The following is a 17,544-nucleotide window of genomic DNA, read 5'->3' as shown; positions in this document are numbered from 1 at the left end:
AGACCTATGCCGGTTTCCGGCTCGGCACGAAAATGCGCTCTAAATCTGAAGGAAAATCTAGCGGGTTTTCTGCAACCATTGCACTTGCAGGCCCGCTGGTCGTAACCCGCACTGCAGAACTGGCATTGCCCACTTCCGATTTGATATTCGCTGGAAAGGTTTCTGAAGACACTTTGGCCCATATTGGATTGGGTTGGGCACCATGGGCGCTTTGCTACGTCATTGCTTCTGGGCTGATTTCGGGCGTCGCTGTTCTCGTGTCTCAATTCGAAGGACAGGGCAAACAAGACGAGGCGCGAGATGTCCTCATGCCAGGGATTATGCTAGCTTTCATTTGCGGCATACTGGTTGTCGTGATTTCCCTATTCTCGAACACAGGCTTCGAAGCGCTCGGTTACGAACGGGCCATGGCGCATGGAACATCCTCGGTTTTTATCGCCTACTCAACATCAATGCCATTCTTCCTCATACAGATCGCCTGTGGGCAGTATCTCGGGGCAAAAAGAAACACTGTTCCCGAAATGCTCATCACAATAGGAGTAGCTTTGCTGAATCTTCTGTTGAACGCACTGGCATTCTTGGCCTTGACTTCGCCCGATGCAGAGGCGTTTGCCTGGGCGACAACTGTGAGCCGAGCATTTGGATCCTTTGCTATGCTGGCACTGGTTTTTGGAATCTCGACCAAAAGGACACCGACATACCACCCAAGCTGGACGGCTCACCTCAAACTACTATTTCGCCTCGGAATTCCTCTAGCGCTTTCCTTTGGTTTGGAGAGCGCCACTTACTTTTTCTTTGCTTTCTTCGCCGCGTCATTGGGTGTTGCGCAAGTGGCTGCGTTTCAAGCCAGTATGAACACTCTGAACCTAATCTACATGATTTCGATCGGAATTGGGCTCGCAGCGGGAATCCAGTCTGGGCAAGCCGTTGGAGCCGTCGACAGACTCAGGTTAGTCTCAGAAACCAAATTAGCATGCGCCATTACAGTTATCGTGATGGCTACAATTTCTCTGATTCTGATCCTCTTTGGGAACCAGATTGGTAACCTCTACACTACAAGCGAACATGTTGTTGGCATTGTCCAGAGTTGCATGAAAATCGCGGCCATGTATCTCGTTTTCGAGGGAGTCCAAATTGTTCTGAAGATTGCACTTCGTGGTATGGCGGACGTGTGGATCCCTTTTTGGATAATGATTGCGTCTTTTTGGGTCATTGGGATGCCCTTAGGTTGGCTTCTTGGCATTGAATATGGGTTTGGTGCAGAAGGATTGTTTTCAGCAATCGGTGTATCGATGCTCTTGGCCTGCATAGGAAACATCTTTAGGTTCCTGCAACTTGCAAAAAGGACACCACGTCCGCTGGTTTAATCAACTGAGAAGTTCCTCAATGAAATTCTCTTGCCTGTCCAGCACTTGTTCCCACTCCGGTGGCACCCCATCGTCACGATCCATCTCCTCCGGCCGAAACTCATCAACTTCGGGTTTTACCGCTACCGCCCGCATCGCGCGCGCCTGACGCCGACGCGATCTCAATGTGATGGCGGCCTCCTCTTCCTCTACATCTTCAACGTCATCGCCACTATCAACCCAAGGCCCTACCCCTTCCACACTCGGCGGAAATGGGAAATCCCTGCCCTCCTGCAGCTCGATCATCGCTTTGAACAATGGATCATCATAATACTTGATCCGCTGCGCCTTGATCGGGTGCTGCGGTGAAGCCAGAATGATCACCTCATCCGGATCCAGCAGCCTTGCCTCGGTTTCCGAAAGAAGGGGCCGCTCTTCCAGCCGCGCGCTGGTCGAGGTTGCCCCGAGGATTCCCTTGTTGCGCCCATACATGCGTGTGACCGCCTCGCGCGTCGTGCTGCCGACCGCCGCCGACACCTCCCGTACAGTGCGCTGATCCCGTGGCGTGATGTAGAGCTTGAGCCCTGCCCCGTTCTCGAGGCTCTCACGGCCTTCCGATCCATAGATGCGGTCCAGCGCCGCCAGTGACTGCGCGATCATCGCCACGCGCCCACCATAGCTCGCCAGAGAATGGATCGCGCGCTCGACATAGGGCATCGCCCCCATCTGCTGGAATTCATCGATCATCATCATGACCGGCCATGGCTCATCAGAACCCGGCTCGTTCAAGCGCAGGCTGGCGATGAGATCAGCGAACATCAGTCGCAAGAGCGGCGCCAGTGTGGCAATGTGATCCTCGGAGACCACGATGTAGAGCGAATGCGGTTTGCGCCGGAACTGGCCAAAGTCGAAGTCACTCGCCTCGGTCGCCGACCTTACCGCCGGGTTGTCCCATTGCTTGAGGCCTGCAGTCATCAGGGCCTGGATGTTAGACGTCAGAAGCCGCGAAGAGGCGCTAGCCGCGTTGGTCCAGAGCTCGCGAACCACCTCTTCTTTCGCTTCCTCGGCATAGGCACTGTATTGGGCGTTCTTGTAGTCACCCGCCGAGACGATCTTGTTGACCTCGCCCAGGGTCGGCGTGCCGCGCTGTATCGCCAGCAGACAGGCCCCAACAAAGATCGACTTGCCGGCTTCTGAGAAGGTGTCGAGGGTCTTGTTGTCCTTGTCGAGGAAGAGATCGGCCAGGATCGACACTTCGGTGAACTGCTGGGCAAAGCTGGGATAGGCCGCAATGCGGGCCAGCGGGTTGTAGCGATGGGTGCTGTTGGCCCAGTCAAACGGGCTAAACCGGAACACCTCGTCGCCATTGAGTGCCCTCAACCGTGAGGTCTTGTCGAAGTTCTCACCCTTGACGTCCAGCACCACAACCGAGCCCGCAAAAGACAGAAGGTTCGGGATCACGAAACCCACACCCTTACCGGCCCGGGTTGGGGCCACCATCATCACATGCGGGATTTCGGTGGAGGAGATGAACTCGAATTTGGATTTGGGCTTGCCGAGCTTGCCGCAGACAAAGCCTTTGCCCGGGCCTTGCAGCATGCCGTTCTTTCGCAGCTCCGCCTTGGTCTGCCAATGAGCCGAGCCATAGTCATCCTGTTCCCGTTTCCAGGTCCAGGCAGCAGCGAGGACGCCAAGCCCGAGTGCTCCGAACCCAACAGCCCCAAACGCCACCTTGAAGGCTTCTGGATGGGCGAGACGCAAACCCGCACTGGCGCGCCAGACGGCAAACATGTCGAACTGGCCAAAACCGGTGCGCAGCGCCAGCGCCAGGTAGAAGCTGGCGACGATGGTGCCAAGCAATGTGCCACAGATCAGACCGAAGGGCACTGCGGCCCAGAGAGGAATGGGTTTCATGGGTAGTGCTCCGGTCAGAAGGAAAGATCGTCGTCGAGATCGCGCCCGAGTTCACGGGATTTGGTCTGCTCGGCTTCCATCTGCCGCGCCACTTCCGTCACCTTGTCCTGCTGCAGGGCGGCGGCGCGATCGGTGAACACCTGATCACCAGTTTCCTCATGGGTCATCTCGAGGAATTCCTGCGTGACCGTGATCTGGTCGATCTTGCCGGGCAGCGCCCCTTCCAGCACCGCATAGTTGCCGCGCCGCAACTCGGCCAAACCTTCCTCACCGAGTTCCTTGAAGAGCTCGGCCTGCAGGGTGCGTTCAACCACTTCTTCCTGTTCCTCGGTGAGCGTGCCCTCTTTCAGAATATCCGCCAATTCCTGCAGATAGGTGTTCGGTCCCCTGTCGGTATCGTCCACCAGTGAGAGGTCATGCCCATCCTCAGCATTGAGCCCCGCCCCGACCGGCACACCCAGTTCCCGCGCGCGCTCCATGATGCGGTCCATCACGCCATCAACCTGTTCGAGCGCGGCGTCGAGTTGGTCGTCATTGGCGGTCTCCACCATGAGGCCATCCTTCGCCAAGACCGCACCCATGTCCCGCTCGACCCAATCCTGGGCAAGCCCGTAGTTCGTGGTGCCGCCCGAAACGATCCGGGCGGTGAGATCGTCCCCGTCGATCCCGGCTTCCCGCGCATCGGACAAGATGTCCTCAAGAACCTCATCCTGCCCGGATTGCAGCGCTTCGACCAAACGCGCGTCTCCTGCCCCCGGCGGATAGGGTTCGGCCAGGTCGCGTCCGAACCGCGCCCGCAGATCGGGGTCCGGCACCATCTGTGACAAGTCCCGAATGATCGGTGCGGCTTTCACCTCGAAGCTGGCGCGTGCTTCGCCGTCCAGTTCCTCTGCCTTGAGCCGCAGGGCCTCGATGGTGCGCTCGGAATACTCGATCGCATCCCCGACGGTCTGGATGTCCTTCATGTCAATCTCTCCTGCGGTGAACTGGTGAACGGTATTGGTGCCAAGACCCTTGGCCATGGCCCGGACAGCACGGGCAAGGTGTCGCTGATCCATGCGATCCAGGAGATCGGCAAGCTTGGCATAGTCCTTGGCGAAGCCCACGACCTGAGCCTGAGCGATGGCGGATTCCTCTGGCGTCATCGCGATCTCGCGCGGCAGACGCGCCTCTTCCTTGGCGCGGTAAATCTCTTCGATACCGGGGGCCTTGGCGAAGATGCCGCGCTCGAGACGGGTGGTGGCATCCAGCATCACGCCATAGCCCTCGGCGATCTCCGCCTGCTTCTCGCGCATGAGCTGGGGCGACATCACCCCCTCCGCCCAGCAGGAAAACCAGGTCCCCTGTTCCCTGCCACGATTGTTTAGAACGATATGCGCGTGGCGGTGTGCGCGGTCGTCATGTACCGCCAGCACGTAATCCCACTGATCGCCATATTCACCGCTTTCGAAGAAGTGCTCCGCCCAGTCGAGCGCGATGTCGCGGACGTTGTCCGTGCTGACGTCACTCGGGAAGGACAGAAGCATATGCGAGGTGAAGCCAAGCTTGGTGGTCCCCCGCCAGGTCTCGGACCATGCCTCGATGATCTCGTCTTTCTGCTCGCCTGTCAGCACCGCTGCCTCGTCCAGCGGGTTGGTCATGCTCGAATAGGTGAAGACCGCCTTGTCGTTGATGTAGGAGAGCTGGTTGCCAAGAGATGCCCGTGTCTTGCACCCTCCAGCCCGGATCCGCTTGAACACCGCCGCCCGGCTTTGGCCAGTTGCCGCCTTGGCGATGTTGCGGACTGAGAGCCGTCCAACCCGCGCGTAGCTGCGCCCCTGTCGGCACCCTGCCAGCCGCGCGTCGATCCGCGCCTGGGCCTTGCCCCGGATGCGCTCGTCCTTCCAGAGACGTCCCATGACCGAGGTGTAGAGGGAAAGGGGATCAGCCATTGGCTGCTACCTCCGCTACGCTCTCGTCCTCATTTACCTCGACAAGATCTGGCAGCCCTGCCCCGCGTTGTACCTGCGCCAAATCTTTCATCGCACCTAGCTCGCGGGTCATCTTCTGTGCCAGATCAACAAGTTCGGAAACCAGTGTCTGATCCTCTTCCGTGAGGACCAAGCGTCCCCGCCGCACTGCCTTGGCGAGCGCCATTCCAGCATCGGTCAGATCGCGCGATTGACGCCAAGCCTCGACAAATCCATCGAGCCGATCTGCGGTCACATCCATGAACCCGCAGCGCGCCCGCACCACCGCCTTCAGCGCCTGGCTACGATTGGCGAAGCCTCGCCCCTGCCACTCCGCATCGAAGGCCTGAAGATCGGATTGGGAGGCGCGAAAGGTGACAACCTCAGAAGGATCGCGGACTGCGACACCCTCACCGACCTCCTCCTTCGCCAGCCGCGAGATGTGCCGCAGTGACACACCGAACTCCACCGACAACTCCCGCGCCGCCTCGCCCGTCTGGAAACGTCGCGCGATTTCGATCCGCTGTTCAATCGTCAGGTTTTTGCGCGAACGCTTCACTTCAGACCCCTCGGACAAAATGTGTATACATTTGCCATATCCTGCCAATGTCTCTTCTTACTACGTTTTATATATTTCATATCTCAATGTCAATTCGTCTTTAGCTGATACAGGATGAGTCTGGGAGTCGAATGAGCGTTTCAGAATGCCCTCAAGGTCCAATCCTTGTTGAGCGAATTGGCCTTTGTTGACTTGGGGGCCGCGCACATTCAGAAGCCACCAGCTCTGTCTGAGGCACGTGTAAAACTGGGGGCACAGGCATAGAAAAGGCCACCCAAAACGGGTGACCTTGAAGGTTACACGACCGCGTTCAGGGGTCAGTCAGGCGGCGGTTCCGTCGTGATCCGTGAGCATCATGCCTTCCGTGACACTGACAAAGAGCGGTGTGATCTGGTACTCGCCGTCCTCGATTTCCGGCGGCGTCACGGCAACAATCGCAACCGCAGGTTCGCCGTCGAGAAAGCAGGAGAACAGCGCGAAATTGTCGTGCTCTCCGGAAGTCAGCGCCTCAAAGGCGCTGATGTGATCGGGGCGAATGTTGGTACTCATGTGATGATCCCTCCAGCCTCGCGTGCGCGCTCGGCATAGGTGCTGAGTGGCGCGTCAGCATCGAAGTGGAGGTCGCGCTCGATCGGCAGGCCGAGGCGGCCACGTTGCGCCTTGAGGACGCTGAGCCGAACTGAGCCAAGTTCGGGGTAACCCACGCCGAGATCGCAGAGACCGAAGGCAATGTCGGCATCCTCGGGATCGGTTTCACTCAGGAGCCAGGTCGCCGCGCCGTCTGGTGTGAAGAGTTTGACCACCGGGTGATGGTCGATGGTGTCTTCGCCGGCTTTAATGCGCGCCTGGTTTGCGCGGCCGTTGGCGGCCAGTTGGTCGAGGATGGATTGGGGCAGAAGTTCCATTGTGTCTGTCCTTCGTGTGAGATGTCGGTGAGATTTGGCGGGAGGGGCGCGAAGCCCCTCCCTGGCCGGGTCACTCGGTGACCTGTCCGTCGTCGCTGTCGGCCTTGGGCTCGAAGAGGACGAGTTCGCCATTCACCGGGTTTGCGAAAAGCTGAATGGTCATGAAGGACTTGGCGCCGTCGTTCTGCGGGAAGGCGACGCCCACCTTGTGGAAGCGGGTCTTGCCATCCTTGCCGGTGTCAGGGGTGGTGACGGTGTAGTACTTGGTCATATCGGTTCTCCTTCGTTTTCGATGCAAACGGGAGACCGTGACCGCCCGGACCGGCTGTCAGGCTGAACTTTGCAGCGCGAGGAATGGGCGCGAAGCGCCCAGGGGAAAGTTCTGCTTGAAGGGGGCGGCTGACGGCCGCGCCCGGCAGACGGGCCAGGTCACGGAGATTGCATCGGGAAGAAAACGAAGAGAAACAGAGGTGGCCGGGCGGCGCGCCGATCACACCAAGTCGCAAGTGGATCGGCTGTGTCGATGATGGATATCGCCTGATTTCGGATGCAACTGCCACGACCAGAAAAACAATTCTCCAAGCAACCCGTGAGAGTCGACTCCAACTCGTGGCGAAAACGTTTCGAGAGGAGGATGCGGGCTTTCACCGCGCGCTGCATGAGTTTTCAAATGAGGTCGTGCGCCGCGGTTGAGGCGATGGAAGCTTAGTGCTGGCTCATCTAACTGCTGGCAAAATGATCAATAAAGGCACGGAGACGTGGCAACTCGCGAAGCTCACGCGGAAAGTAGATGAAAAGGCGTGGCCGATCCGGAGTGTATTCGTCAAGGATTTGCACCAACCGACCGGCTTCCAGTTCTTCCTCCACACCGGTTCTCAGCGACCACCCTATACCGAAGCCACGTCGAGCAGCATCTACGACGGATCGCAGGTCATTGAGAATTAGGCGCCCGGTCGCCTCGACCGTCTGTTGTTCGCCATCCACAATGAACGTCCAGGGCGCGATCTTGCCGGACCCTATACGACGATGTCGGATGCATGCATGCTTCAGCAGGTCCGACGGGTGCCTCGGCGTGCCGAACTCTGCAAGGTAGGCTGGTGATGCAATGTATGCACCTCGCATGGGGGCACTGACAGCCTTTGCGATCATTTGATTTTGGAGGAAATCGCCCAGTCTTATGCCCGCATGAAAGCCCTTTGCCACAATGTCGATCAGGCCCTCGTCGATACACAGATCCAGTTCGATATCGGGGAATCTTCTTTGAAACTCTGCAAGGCGGGGGGCGACAGATGCCTCCCATGCGCGGAACGGAAGTGTAATCCGCAATGTGCCTGAGGCATCACCCGCCTCGGAACGAATTTGCTCAATCGCAGCATCAGCCTCGGACAGGACATGGCGCGTTTGTCCAAGTAGCTTTCTTCCGGCATCCGTAAGGGTAACAGACCTCGTGTTTCGAACAAAGAGAGCGGTGCCCAAATGATCTTCAAACTGTTTGAGTTGCTGCGAGACCGCCGACGCCTGCACGCCAAGCGCCGCAGCGGCCGCGCGCATTGTGCCGTGTTCGGTAATGGCGTGAAAGGTCCGCAGACCAAGGAGGTTTGCTCGCTTCATTGTGTCCTTTGGCTAATGATTGTGGTTAAATAATACCATATTTTTGAACAAAAGAAAACTGTGTAGCTTAGCGTGGGAAAGCGAGCTGCCATGAAAATGACGACCTCGTCGGATCGCAGCATGGCATCCGGCATCATCACGATAATTCTGACGGTCTTTGCGATGGCGCTAACCGACGCCTTCGTGAAGTATTCCAGCTCGGACATGTCATTGTGGCAGATCTACGTGTGCCGATCCTGCTTGGCCATGCCGGTTCTCATCCTACTCGCGAAGGGCCGCATTCGTCCGATGGCATTGGGATGGGTGAGCTTGCGCAGCGCTACGCTGGTAGTGATGTATTTGGCCATCTACGCCGCCATTCCCGTGCTCGACCTGTCAGTGATAGCAGCCACGCTTTACACCGGTCCTCTGTTCATAGTTCTGCTCGCCGCTCTCTTCTTGCGGGAGCGGATCGGGATAATTCACTGGTGCGCAGTCGGTCTAGGGTTTGTTGGTGTGCTATTTGTGGTTCAGCCGCGCGGGGCCAACTTTTCGGTTCTTTCCCTGATCCCAGTCATTGCAGCTTTCCTTTATGCATCGGCCGCCATCCTGACTCGGGCGAAATGTGCTGGTGAAACATCGTCGGCTCTTGCGATAAACTTAAATCTCGCATTGGTTTTCTGCGGCGGCTTCGTATCTTGCGGCCTTTGGCTGTTTCCAGCGCCACATGCATCGAGCTATCCGTTCCTCCTTGGAACCTGGTCTCCCCTTGATGCAAAGTCGGTCACTACACTCCTTGTCATGGCAGTATTAATTGTAGGAGTTACGCTGGGACTTGCGCGGGCGTATCAGTCGCCGCGCCCACATGTGATCGCCTCGTTCGACTACGGCTATCTTATCTTCGCCGCTTTCTGGGGGTTTGTGTTCTTCGGTGAAGTACCGAAAGCATCCACCATGGTGGGGATCGGTCTGATCACAATAGCCGGGCTCGTGGTATTGAAGGCTGATGGCGAAATGTACGCATAGAGTATGCAGTCTTTGGCAATAGTTCTTTGGGAAAGCTGATATCTGTGCAAAGTCGGTGGGGCTCTCTCCTCTTAATGGTTCACCAACCGGGCGCGAAGTCACACCAAAAGGGAAATACTGCCCTTTGAACCCATTGCGCCAATGGCTGCTTCTAAGCCCCAGCTTCTGACGGTATCAATCTCTCAACGATTGTTTTTCGATCACAGGAAGATTCTATGACCGACAACGCCATCAATTTGGAACAAAAACTATCGACTTTCACACAGCACTGGAGCCCAAGAATTGTCTCCCAGTTCAATGAATGCGATGTCATGGTGGTGAAAGCCAAAGGCGAGTTCAACTGGCATCATCATGATGAAACCGACGATTTCTTCTTGGTTCTGAAAGGGACCCTGAAGATTCAGCTTAGGGATCGCGACGTCGTTTTACAGCCAGGGGAACTGTTTATCGTCCCAAAGGGTGTAGAGCATCGCCCTGTTGCCGAAGAAGAAGTTCACCTTTTACTCATTGAGCCAAAAGGCGTACCAAATACTGGTGATGCGGCTACTGCAGCCGACAAGGTTTCGATATAGAGGCCATTCGTACGCGTCGCCGCATTTGGAAGGTATGGTGTCCCTTGTTGAATCCGCGGCGCTCACCTTCAATTTCCGCTATCACATTCATTCACGATGCCATTTCATGACGTCGGTGAAAGCCTATTGGTCGCCAAGGTTGCGGACGATTTAGCACGAGGAGTACCAGCAGCGACTGCCAGAGCAACTTGAGGGATTACCTGTTTGATCCTACGGCTCATTGGTTTGATCTTTTCTCAAGATTGGATGGAAGTGTTATAGATCAAGATCGTCACGGACGTGCCTCTACAACGCGCGCCGTCGGAACTGAAATACACTAATCGCAAGCTTCGCTCGTGCTGTTGAGTCAGGAGGTGTGCGTCTACCCGATAGATCAAGGTTTTCGAGCAACAGCGGCGAGCATACATGCGGCCGCCATGTACATGACCCCGGAAAATAGTTCTGTAGCCTGCAGTTTAGAAGCCCGAACAAGCGACGACTTCAAGCAGGCACCAAGGGCCGCGTAGCAGGCAAACGCACATCCCCAACAGAAAATGAAAACCGATCCAAGTAACAGGCTTTGAAAAAATATTGGAGATGACTGATCTAGGAACTGAGGAAAAACCGACGAAAAGAAGAGGATCGCCTTCGGGTTTGAAACTCCTGTAAGCACTCCCTTCCGGTACAGATTTCGTGTGTTCTCGGCCCCAGAAATTCCTTGGGCATTCTGACGTTGGCCTTTGCAACCAACAGAGCGCGAAATGGCATGGATGCCAAGCCAGGTGAGATAGGCAACCCCGGCCCATTGCACAATTTCAATCGCCCAGGGTGCTGCCAGAAAGATCAGGCCGAGACCACTTAGTGAGAGCAGCATGTAGAGCATCAAGGCGGATAACAAACCCAAACCAGCCAGCATGCTATTCGCAAACCCATATTGAATACTGACCGCAAGCCCCAACAGCATACTTGGGCCGGGTGTGAACCCGATCAAAAGTATCGTGGCAACGACAAATGGCCAGTCGGTCAAGATCATGAACTCGATTTCCTTGAATAGTTGGAACTGACTTGCCTCAACAGCATTGCGCCATCCGAAGAACATCTACCCGGGCATTAAAACACCCACTCTTCCAGCATTCTAAGGAACCAGTTTGGCCAAAATGAATGGTGAGGAACTGGACAGAAGGCTGGAGAAGCTTTGCTTGAAGAAGGCGGCCGTCCACCACCAAGGGGGGTCAGTTACGGCTTAACTCAAAGTGACACCCTATGGTCAGCAATGGGACGAAGCAGACATCAGCGAAACTTCGGCCAACGTCCGTTCTTTTGGTCTCAACGGTATTTGACGACCCTTCCTCTCTTGCGAGGCAAGACCAGCAGACCAGCGACTATGATGAGGACCATGCCTGCGACTGAAGCCACGGCTGGCACAATTCCAAAGAGCAAGATGTCCCAGATAGCGGCGAAAACAAGATAGCTGTACTCGAATGTTGAGATGATCGCGGGCGGCGCTGCCTGATAGGCTCCTGCCAACAATACACTAATCAGAATTGTGAACCCGGCGAGGACCACAAGCACTATGGCGTCTCTCAAACTCACTTCTGACCAAAGGCCGAAGATATAGGGATACTCAACGGCAAGGACTCTCTGCGGACTGAACCATATCAAGACCACACTGAAGATAATCCCCGCCGACATCATGACGACGTTCTGCGACAGCGATATGGCGGCAAGCGGTGTGTCCTGACATTTCACCCGCGTCGTGATGTGGGCGAAAGCGTAGAAGGCGGCCCCCATGATCGGGAGGAGCGACCACAGCGAGAAGGCATCCGTTCCGGGCTGCAAAAGCACAACGACGCCCACGAAACCAAGTAGCATCCCCAGCCATCCCAGCGGTCCGACAGGTTCCTTGATTGCGTAGGCCGAAAGCAATGCGACGAAGATCGGCGCAATATAGTTTGCGGCACCCACAGTTGAGAGACTGAGGAACGGGATTGCAGCATAGAATGCGAGGAAGGTGCTGGTGATGAACACAGCGCGTAGAAGCGGCCATTTTCCAAGAGCGATGCGCCAGACGCTCCGATGTGCTCCTCGCATCCAAAGCAATATCAACAGCATCGGAATCGCAAGCAGGCCGCGCAGAGCAAAAATCTGCCACAGTGTCAACTCGCGGCTGAACAGTTTGAAGACAACATCCTGGATCGAGATCGTGAGCGCAGCCGCAATGATCAGCACCACGCCGCGCAGGATGTTCTCTGGTCTGACCGTTCCGCTACTGCTCACTGGCGCGTCCCACTGCAAAGGCTTGTTTTCCAACAGATACGACACCAGAGTTATTTTGAGTATCCGTTGCATTCTAAAGCGATTGTTTGGTAAATCTCAATAATGGAACGGATACCTACACATGGCATCGAAGTCTTTCTGACCATTGTGCGCGAGGGCTCGATGCGGGCTGCCGCCGATGCTCTTGGCGTTGGGGCTTCTGCCGTCACGCTACAATTGAAGACGCTTGAAGACCGGCTGGGGATCAAACTGTTCTTTCGCACAACCCGCAGCGTTGAGTTGACCGAGGCGGGAAAGGTTCTGTTTGATGCCGCCGCACCTGCGCACCGTGATCTGACCTACGCGATCAAAAAGACGCGCGAAATGGCGCAATCCACGACAGGTACACTTCGTTTGAGCTTGTCGCGCGGCGCATACATCGCGGCCCTCGCACCCGTTCTTGATGATTTTCTGGCGAAGCATCCCGGCATCAGCCTCGACATTTCGTGGAACGAGGAACTGGTAGACATCATTCGGGAAGGCTTCCATGCCGGTATCCGCATGGGCGACATGCTGGCCCAGGACATGATCGCTGTTCGCATCACAGGGTCGGTCAAATCAGCGTTCTTTGCCGCCCCGTCTTACCTTGCGATTCATGGCACGCCGCAAAGCCCGCGCGATTTGCTGGATCACAGATGCGTTCGGCATCGAAATCCGACATCTGGCACGCTTCGAGAGTGGTGGGTGCTGGAGGATGGGCAGGAAAAGCAGATTGATCCACCCGCGCGGCTCATCTTCGACAGTGCAGCAGGTGTCGTGCAGGCGGCGCGAGACGGACACGGCATTGGCTGGTCGATGCAGGCGACGATGAAAGATCATCTGAAGACGGGCGCGTTGCAAGCGGTGCTTGAGCCATATGCAACGGACTTGCCGCCGTTTTACGTCTACTACCCGGAGCAGAACAGGCGGGTCGAATGCCTCAGGTTGCTGGTGACCTTTCTGAAAGGCCAACGAGGAAATGCTGCGAAAAGCTGACTTTGGTGCGAGCGCAGCATTCTCGCAAGATGGGTTCGAAGCCGTCATTCTGACTTTCACAAACGAGGGCTTGGGACATTGTGCAGAAGGAGCGAATTGGCGTCCAAAAAAGTCCAGAAGTGACAGCGACAAAAATGAAATGCCATTCGCCCACCACAAGGGCGTATGTGACGGTTAAGTGCGGAATGACTTACCAAGACTAACAGTACGGATATAGTTGCGGTTCCGGTCAGTCTGATGCTTCTTCCCGTTTGGGTAGCCGTCTTTTCTGGAAGCCAACTCTACTTTGCTCAAATCCAGCGCTCTCATAGAATGAAAGAGTAGTCCTGCGTGTCGACCCAGTGCTCAGCATCACCTCGTAGCATCCGTGTTTCCAAGCCCTATCACAAGTTGCGTCTAGGATGGCGGTTCCAAAGCCACAGCCACGATAATCAGGATCAGTGACAACGTTTTCAATGATCGCGTATGACCTTCCGCCGTTTGTCAAATTCGGGCAAATGATAAGGGTGCATGTAGTCAGAGCTTCGCCTCCGATTTCGCCCAACAGGACAGCGCTCCCTTCAATTCGGCCAATTTTGTCCAAGTTTGCTTTAGCTAGCTCTGGCTGGCATCTTTCGCTAGACGCGGAAAGATGCTCGAAAAGGTCCAACAGGGTTTCGAGATCGTTCGCACTAACTTCACGGATCTGAATGTCATCTCTCATGATGATCACTTCAAAACTGGCCCAAACATCTGACCATGGCGATCTCACGACGATATGGGTCCATTGCGCAGCCAACCTTAGGTACCAGAGGCAAAGCTACGGTGTTCCGCTTGCTTTTCGTTCTCTGTGGAGAAAGGCTCTTTCGAAAACACGCAAGAAGGGATTGGAAATGATCGAGCTATGGTACGAATTTGCGAGCACGTATTCCTATCCTGCCGCAATGCGTTGCGAGAAAATCGCCGCAGCCCACGGCACTTCGATCAAATGGCGTCCATTCTTGCTCGGACCAATTTTTGCCGAGTTGGGATGGACAACCTCACCATTCAACCTACAGCCTGCCAAGGGAGCGTACATGTGGCGCGACATGGAAAGGATTTGCGGGGAACTTGGGCTTTCGTTTTCGAGACCAAAAAACTTCCCTCAGAATGGACTTTTGGCTGCCCGTATCGCGATGGTCCTTGATGAGCGCCAGACCCGGGCAGAGTTCAGCCGCAGAGTATTCGATCTGCAGTTTGCCAGACGAGGGGACATCGCCGAAAGAAGCCAAATTCATGCGGTTTTAGCTTCAATGGGTTGCAACCCAGAGAACATCCTCAAACGGGCGGAGCGGGACGAAAACAAGATCAAGTTAAGAATGCAAACGGAGCAAGCTCAGAAATATGGAATCTTCGGGTCCCCAACCTGGCGCACCGAAGATGGGGAGATCTTCTGGGGCAACGACCGGCTTGAAAGCGCATTGGGTTGGTTGACGCGAAATGGTCATGAACTCTCCCGTAAGACGCCAAGACAGTCCGAACATGCACCCGCTACAAAGGGGATGTCAGAATGATCACATGTTTTCTCCAATACGAGATCGTTCCCGAAAAAATCGCCGAATTTGAGGCCTATGCAAAGTCGTGGATAGCGCTTGTTGCGAAATTCGGAGGTTCTCATCATGGTTATCTCCTACCGTATGAAGGCCCAAGTGATCTTGCGACAGCATCCTTCTCATTCGAAAGTTTGGCGGACTATGAACGCTACAGGAAACAGATAATGGCTGACGAAGAATGCCTTGCGGTTTTCGAGTTCGCCCGTTCCACCGGATGCATCCGACGCCACGTACGCTACTTCATGCGACCGGTCTGCGAGGGCAATGCGAACGCAACAAAACTGTTCGATACCTAAGAAAACTGGTTCCGAAACAAGTTGAGCCTTTGCGCGCGACGACGACACACTTTCTTGCAACCATCTCGAACTGAGGCCGCCTAAGCGGCGACCTCGTCCGGCTTGGGCTGCAGCCCATGCAGGTAGTCGATGGCTTTCTGCGCGTGAGCAGCAGCCTGGAAGATGAACCGCTTGTCGTTGCGAAGACCTTCGAGCCAATGCGCGATATAGGCGGCGTGTTCATTGCGCGGTTCCGGCGACAAGCCAAGGTCAGCAGCCAGAAACGCGGCGCCAAGTTCTGCGACAAGCTCTTCCTGAGCATAGCCCTCGTCGCCCCAGCGTTTGCGGCCGAAACTGCGGTCAAGGCGCTTCGGATGACGAGTCCAATGCGTGATCTCATGCCCGAGGGTTGCGAAATACGCCTCTTGGGACTCAAACGTTTCGAAGGGCGGCATCTGCACGTAGTCGGGATCAACCGCATAGAAGGCTTGGTTGCCACCATGGCGAATATCAGCTTCAGTCGCGGCGAAGAACGCTTCCGCGGTGGCATCGCGCTCGGCGGTCTCGGACATCGGCTCTGCGACCTCGTAGTAGGTTTCAGGCAGCCCCTCAATCTGATCGACGTTGAAAACCGTGTAGCCCTTCATAAAGGGGATCTCGACCTCACGATCCTGGCCCGCATCATCGGTCTCGGTTTTGCACATCTTGTCGGCATAGATGACGAGCTGACCTTTGGAGCCTTTGCGGACCTGGCCGCCGAGTTCAAGTGCCTGACGATAGGTCATCCATGTGGGCGCGGCGTGGCCATTGGCGACGGAGGCGGACCAGAGCAGGATGATGTTGAGGCCGCGATAGGCGACGCCGTTGTGACGCAGAGGCCGGGTAATGCGGCTGGCGAGGTGATCAGCACTCCAGGGCTTGTGCCAGGGTCGGGTGCCAGCTTCGAGATCGACGATGATCTTTTCGGTGATGCGGGTGTAGATGTCGGGCTTTGCCATGTGATCCTCCATTGTCTCGTCCCCGTGCGGGACGCGGGAGGAAATGGCGGGCGCAATAAGCCGCTCGTGCATGGTCAACACGGGAGCGTCAGCGAATGGAGCGGGCAGACCGTTGCGCGGGCGGTGGCGTCCGCCAGACCCGCGATCCCCTTACTCGCACGGGGACGAGACAATGGAGGAGCTTGGCATAACCCTTATGAGGCCGCGTGACACCGAAACACTCAAGCGGTCGCTTTGCGGGAGAGTACTTGCTCTCACGGCGGTTGCCGGCCCATTGCTTGGCCGGCAAATTAGATCGGCACCCCACATCGGCAAAACCTTGCCTTGAGCATGAAAAATATCCTATAGATTTGGTGGTTTTCACCAAGACAAGATCGGCAAGAAATGCTCGAAACACCCGGCAGAATCGAACCGTGTTTCTTCGAGGAGCACATCCCCGCCGAATTGGCGGACCTTTCGGTCGACATCCAGAGGGAAGCGGCTCAACTGGGACAAGGCTTGCACCCGGACAGCGCGGTGGAACTCGCGGACCTCGTCCGCGTGATGAACTGCTACTATTCGAACTTGATCGAAGGCCACAACACACGCCCGCGAGATATTGAGCGCGCCCTCGCCGGTGCCGAACTCGAAGAGGAGACCCGCCCGCTTGCCCTGGAAGCGCGCGCGCATGTCATTGTTCAGCGGGCAATCGACGAGATGCACCGGACTGGCACTCTGCCTCGGCCCACGTCTGTTGAATTTCTCACATGGGCGCACAAAGCTTTTTACGACGAAATGCCTGACGAATTTCGGGTGATCGAGCATCCCGACGGAACCAAGGAGCCGATCATTCCAGGGCACATGCGCCAAGAGAGCGGCAAGGAAGTGGCAGTTGGGCGCCATCTCCCCCCTTCTTCGTCGCGCGTCGCCGCCTTCATGGATCACTTCGACAAACGGTTTGAGATCGCCGCGCGCTCCTCAAGCGGGCGGATCATCGCGATCGCATCGGCACATCACCGGCTGAATTACATCCACCCGTTCCCGGACGGTAACGGGCGCGTCAGCCGCCTGATGTCACATGCCATGGCTCTCACGGCCGGCATTGGAGGCCAAGGCCTGTGGTCGGTCTCCCGTGGGCTTGCGCGCGGGCTGGCGGATCGCGGTGAGTACAAGCGCATGATGGATCTCGCGGACAGCCCGCGTCGTGGAGACCGCGACGGGCGCGGCAACCTGTCCGAAGCCGCCTTGAAGGCGTTCTGCGAATGGTTCCTGAAGGTCTCGCTGGATCAAATCACGTTTTCCGCAAAGCTGTTTGACCTCTCTGGGCTGGAAAAGCGCTACCGGCGCCTTGTCGAGGACACCATCGATGACAAACGCGCGCCCGATCTGGTCTCGGCTGTACTTCGGCATGGCGCGCTTGAGCGTGGCGACGCGCAGATTGTCCTCAAGACTTCTGAGCGCACCGCGCGCAATACACTTAGTAAACTGACCTCCGCCGGGTACCTTACCTCTGCGTCTCCGAAGACCCCTGTAAGACTGGCGTTTCCCTTGGACTACCGCGAACGGCTGTTCCCCAACCTGTTCGCCGAT

General features: G+C 56.4%; 18 protein-coding genes. 7 read left to right on the top strand and 11 right to left on the bottom strand.

Going from position 1 to position 17,544, the window contains the following annotated elements; genetic code table 11:
* Positions 1-32 precede the first annotated feature (32 nt).
* Entirely contained in the window at positions 33-1,367 is a 1,335-nt protein-coding gene (locus tag AC2FNY_RS16975; RefSeq protein ID WP_496803164.1) for an MATE family efflux transporter, read from the top strand.
* On the opposite strand, the gene AC2FNY_RS16970 is transcribed toward AC2FNY_RS16975, so the two are convergent.
* From AC2FNY_RS16970 to AC2FNY_RS16940, 7 genes are all read right to left on the bottom strand, one after another.
* A complete protein-coding gene (locus AC2FNY_RS16970) occupies positions 1,368-3,260 on the bottom strand; it encodes a type IV secretory system conjugative DNA transfer family protein (protein WP_496803163.1) in 1,893 nt (630 codons plus the stop codon). It lies immediately after the preceding gene.
* A 14-nt stretch (positions 3,261-3,274) separates the two neighbouring features.
* Entirely contained in the window at positions 3,275-5,191 is a 1,917-nt protein-coding gene (locus tag AC2FNY_RS16965) for a relaxase/mobilization nuclease domain-containing protein (protein ID WP_496803162.1), read from the bottom strand.
* A complete protein-coding gene (locus AC2FNY_RS16960) occupies positions 5,184-5,768 on the bottom strand; it encodes a hypothetical protein (RefSeq protein WP_496803161.1) in 585 nt (194 codons plus the stop codon). The genes AC2FNY_RS16965 and AC2FNY_RS16960 overlap by 8 nt, the downstream gene beginning before the upstream one ends.
* A gap of 321 nt (positions 5,769-6,089) precedes the next feature.
* Positions 6,090-6,317: a hypothetical protein gene (locus tag AC2FNY_RS16955; protein ID WP_496803160.1), complete on the bottom strand. Its 228-nt coding sequence runs from the start codon at positions 6,315-6,317 to the stop codon at positions 6,090-6,092.
* Positions 6,314-6,673: a DUF2958 domain-containing protein gene (locus AC2FNY_RS16950; protein WP_496803159.1), complete on the bottom strand. Its 360-nt coding sequence runs from the start codon at positions 6,671-6,673 to the stop codon at positions 6,314-6,316. Before AC2FNY_RS16950 ends, AC2FNY_RS16955 begins: the two co-directional genes overlap by 4 nt.
* Before the next feature lie 70 nt (positions 6,674-6,743).
* Entirely contained in the window at positions 6,744-6,944 is a 201-nt protein-coding gene (locus tag AC2FNY_RS16945) for a hypothetical protein (protein WP_496803158.1), read from the bottom strand.
* A 449-nt stretch (positions 6,945-7,393) separates the two neighbouring features.
* Entirely contained in the window at positions 7,394-8,284 is an 891-nt protein-coding gene (locus tag AC2FNY_RS16940; protein WP_496803157.1) for a LysR substrate-binding domain-containing protein, read from the bottom strand.
* A 90-nt stretch (positions 8,285-8,374) separates the two neighbouring features.
* On the opposite strand from AC2FNY_RS16940, the gene AC2FNY_RS16935 reads away from it, so the two are divergent.
* Positions 8,375-9,289 carry a DMT family transporter gene (locus tag AC2FNY_RS16935; protein WP_496803156.1) on the top strand — a complete coding sequence of 305 codons (915 nt, stop codon included), beginning with the start codon at positions 8,375-8,377 and terminating at the stop codon, positions 9,287-9,289.
* Positions 9,290-9,504: 215 nt separating this feature from the next.
* Entirely contained in the window at positions 9,505-9,861 is a 357-nt protein-coding gene (locus AC2FNY_RS16930; protein ID WP_496803155.1) for a cupin domain-containing protein, read from the top strand.
* 373 nt (positions 9,862-10,234) lie between these two features.
* On the opposite strand, the gene AC2FNY_RS16925 is transcribed toward AC2FNY_RS16930, so the two are convergent.
* Both AC2FNY_RS16925 and AC2FNY_RS16920 read right to left on the bottom strand, forming a co-directional pair.
* Positions 10,235-10,873, bottom strand: coding sequence for a LysE family translocator (locus AC2FNY_RS16925; RefSeq protein WP_496803154.1), 639 nt, complete (start codon positions 10,871-10,873; stop codon positions 10,235-10,237).
* Between the two features lie 293 nt (positions 10,874-11,166).
* Positions 11,167-12,162, bottom strand: coding sequence for a DMT family transporter (locus tag AC2FNY_RS16920; RefSeq protein ID WP_496803153.1), 996 nt, complete (start codon positions 12,160-12,162; stop codon positions 11,167-11,169).
* 57 nt (positions 12,163-12,219) lie between these two features.
* Between AC2FNY_RS16920 and AC2FNY_RS16915 the strand changes: the two genes are divergently transcribed.
* A complete protein-coding gene (locus tag AC2FNY_RS16915; protein WP_496803152.1) occupies positions 12,220-13,131 on the top strand; it encodes a LysR family transcriptional regulator in 912 nt (303 codons plus the stop codon).
* Between the two features lie 229 nt (positions 13,132-13,360).
* Here AC2FNY_RS16915 and AC2FNY_RS16910 read toward each other — a convergent pair whose 3' ends face one another.
* Complete coding sequence (locus AC2FNY_RS16910) at positions 13,361-13,834, bottom strand: GNAT family N-acetyltransferase (RefSeq protein ID WP_496803151.1); 474 nt, start codon at positions 13,832-13,834, stop codon at positions 13,361-13,363.
* On the opposite strand from AC2FNY_RS16910, the gene AC2FNY_RS16905 reads away from it, so the two are divergent.
* Both AC2FNY_RS16905 and AC2FNY_RS16900 read left to right on the top strand, forming a co-directional pair.
* Positions 13,833-14,663: a 2-hydroxychromene-2-carboxylate isomerase gene (locus AC2FNY_RS16905; RefSeq protein WP_496803150.1), complete on the top strand. Its 831-nt coding sequence runs from the start codon at positions 13,833-13,835 to the stop codon at positions 14,661-14,663. The two genes, AC2FNY_RS16910 and AC2FNY_RS16905, sit on opposite strands and share 2 nt — an antisense overlap.
* Positions 14,660-14,998 (top strand): NIPSNAP family protein, encoded by a 339-nt coding sequence (locus AC2FNY_RS16900; RefSeq protein WP_496803149.1) that lies wholly within the window; start codon positions 14,660-14,662, stop codon positions 14,996-14,998. The genes AC2FNY_RS16905 and AC2FNY_RS16900 overlap by 4 nt, the downstream gene beginning before the upstream one ends.
* 80 nt (positions 14,999-15,078) lie before the next feature.
* Here the strand turns inward: AC2FNY_RS16900 and AC2FNY_RS16895 are convergent, their stop codons facing one another.
* A complete protein-coding gene (locus AC2FNY_RS16895; RefSeq protein ID WP_496803148.1) occupies positions 15,079-15,975 on the bottom strand; it encodes an ArdC family protein in 897 nt (298 codons plus the stop codon).
* 384 nt (positions 15,976-16,359) lie between these two features.
* Between AC2FNY_RS16895 and AC2FNY_RS16890 the strand changes: the two genes are divergently transcribed.
* Positions 16,360-17,544: Fic family protein (locus tag AC2FNY_RS16890; RefSeq protein ID WP_496803147.1), on the top strand; the 1,185-nt coding region annotated here is incomplete at its 3' end.

It is taken from the genome of Ruegeria sp. BHSC223 (assembly GCF_059613025.1).
This window is presented reverse-complemented; position numbering and strand designations above follow the sequence as displayed.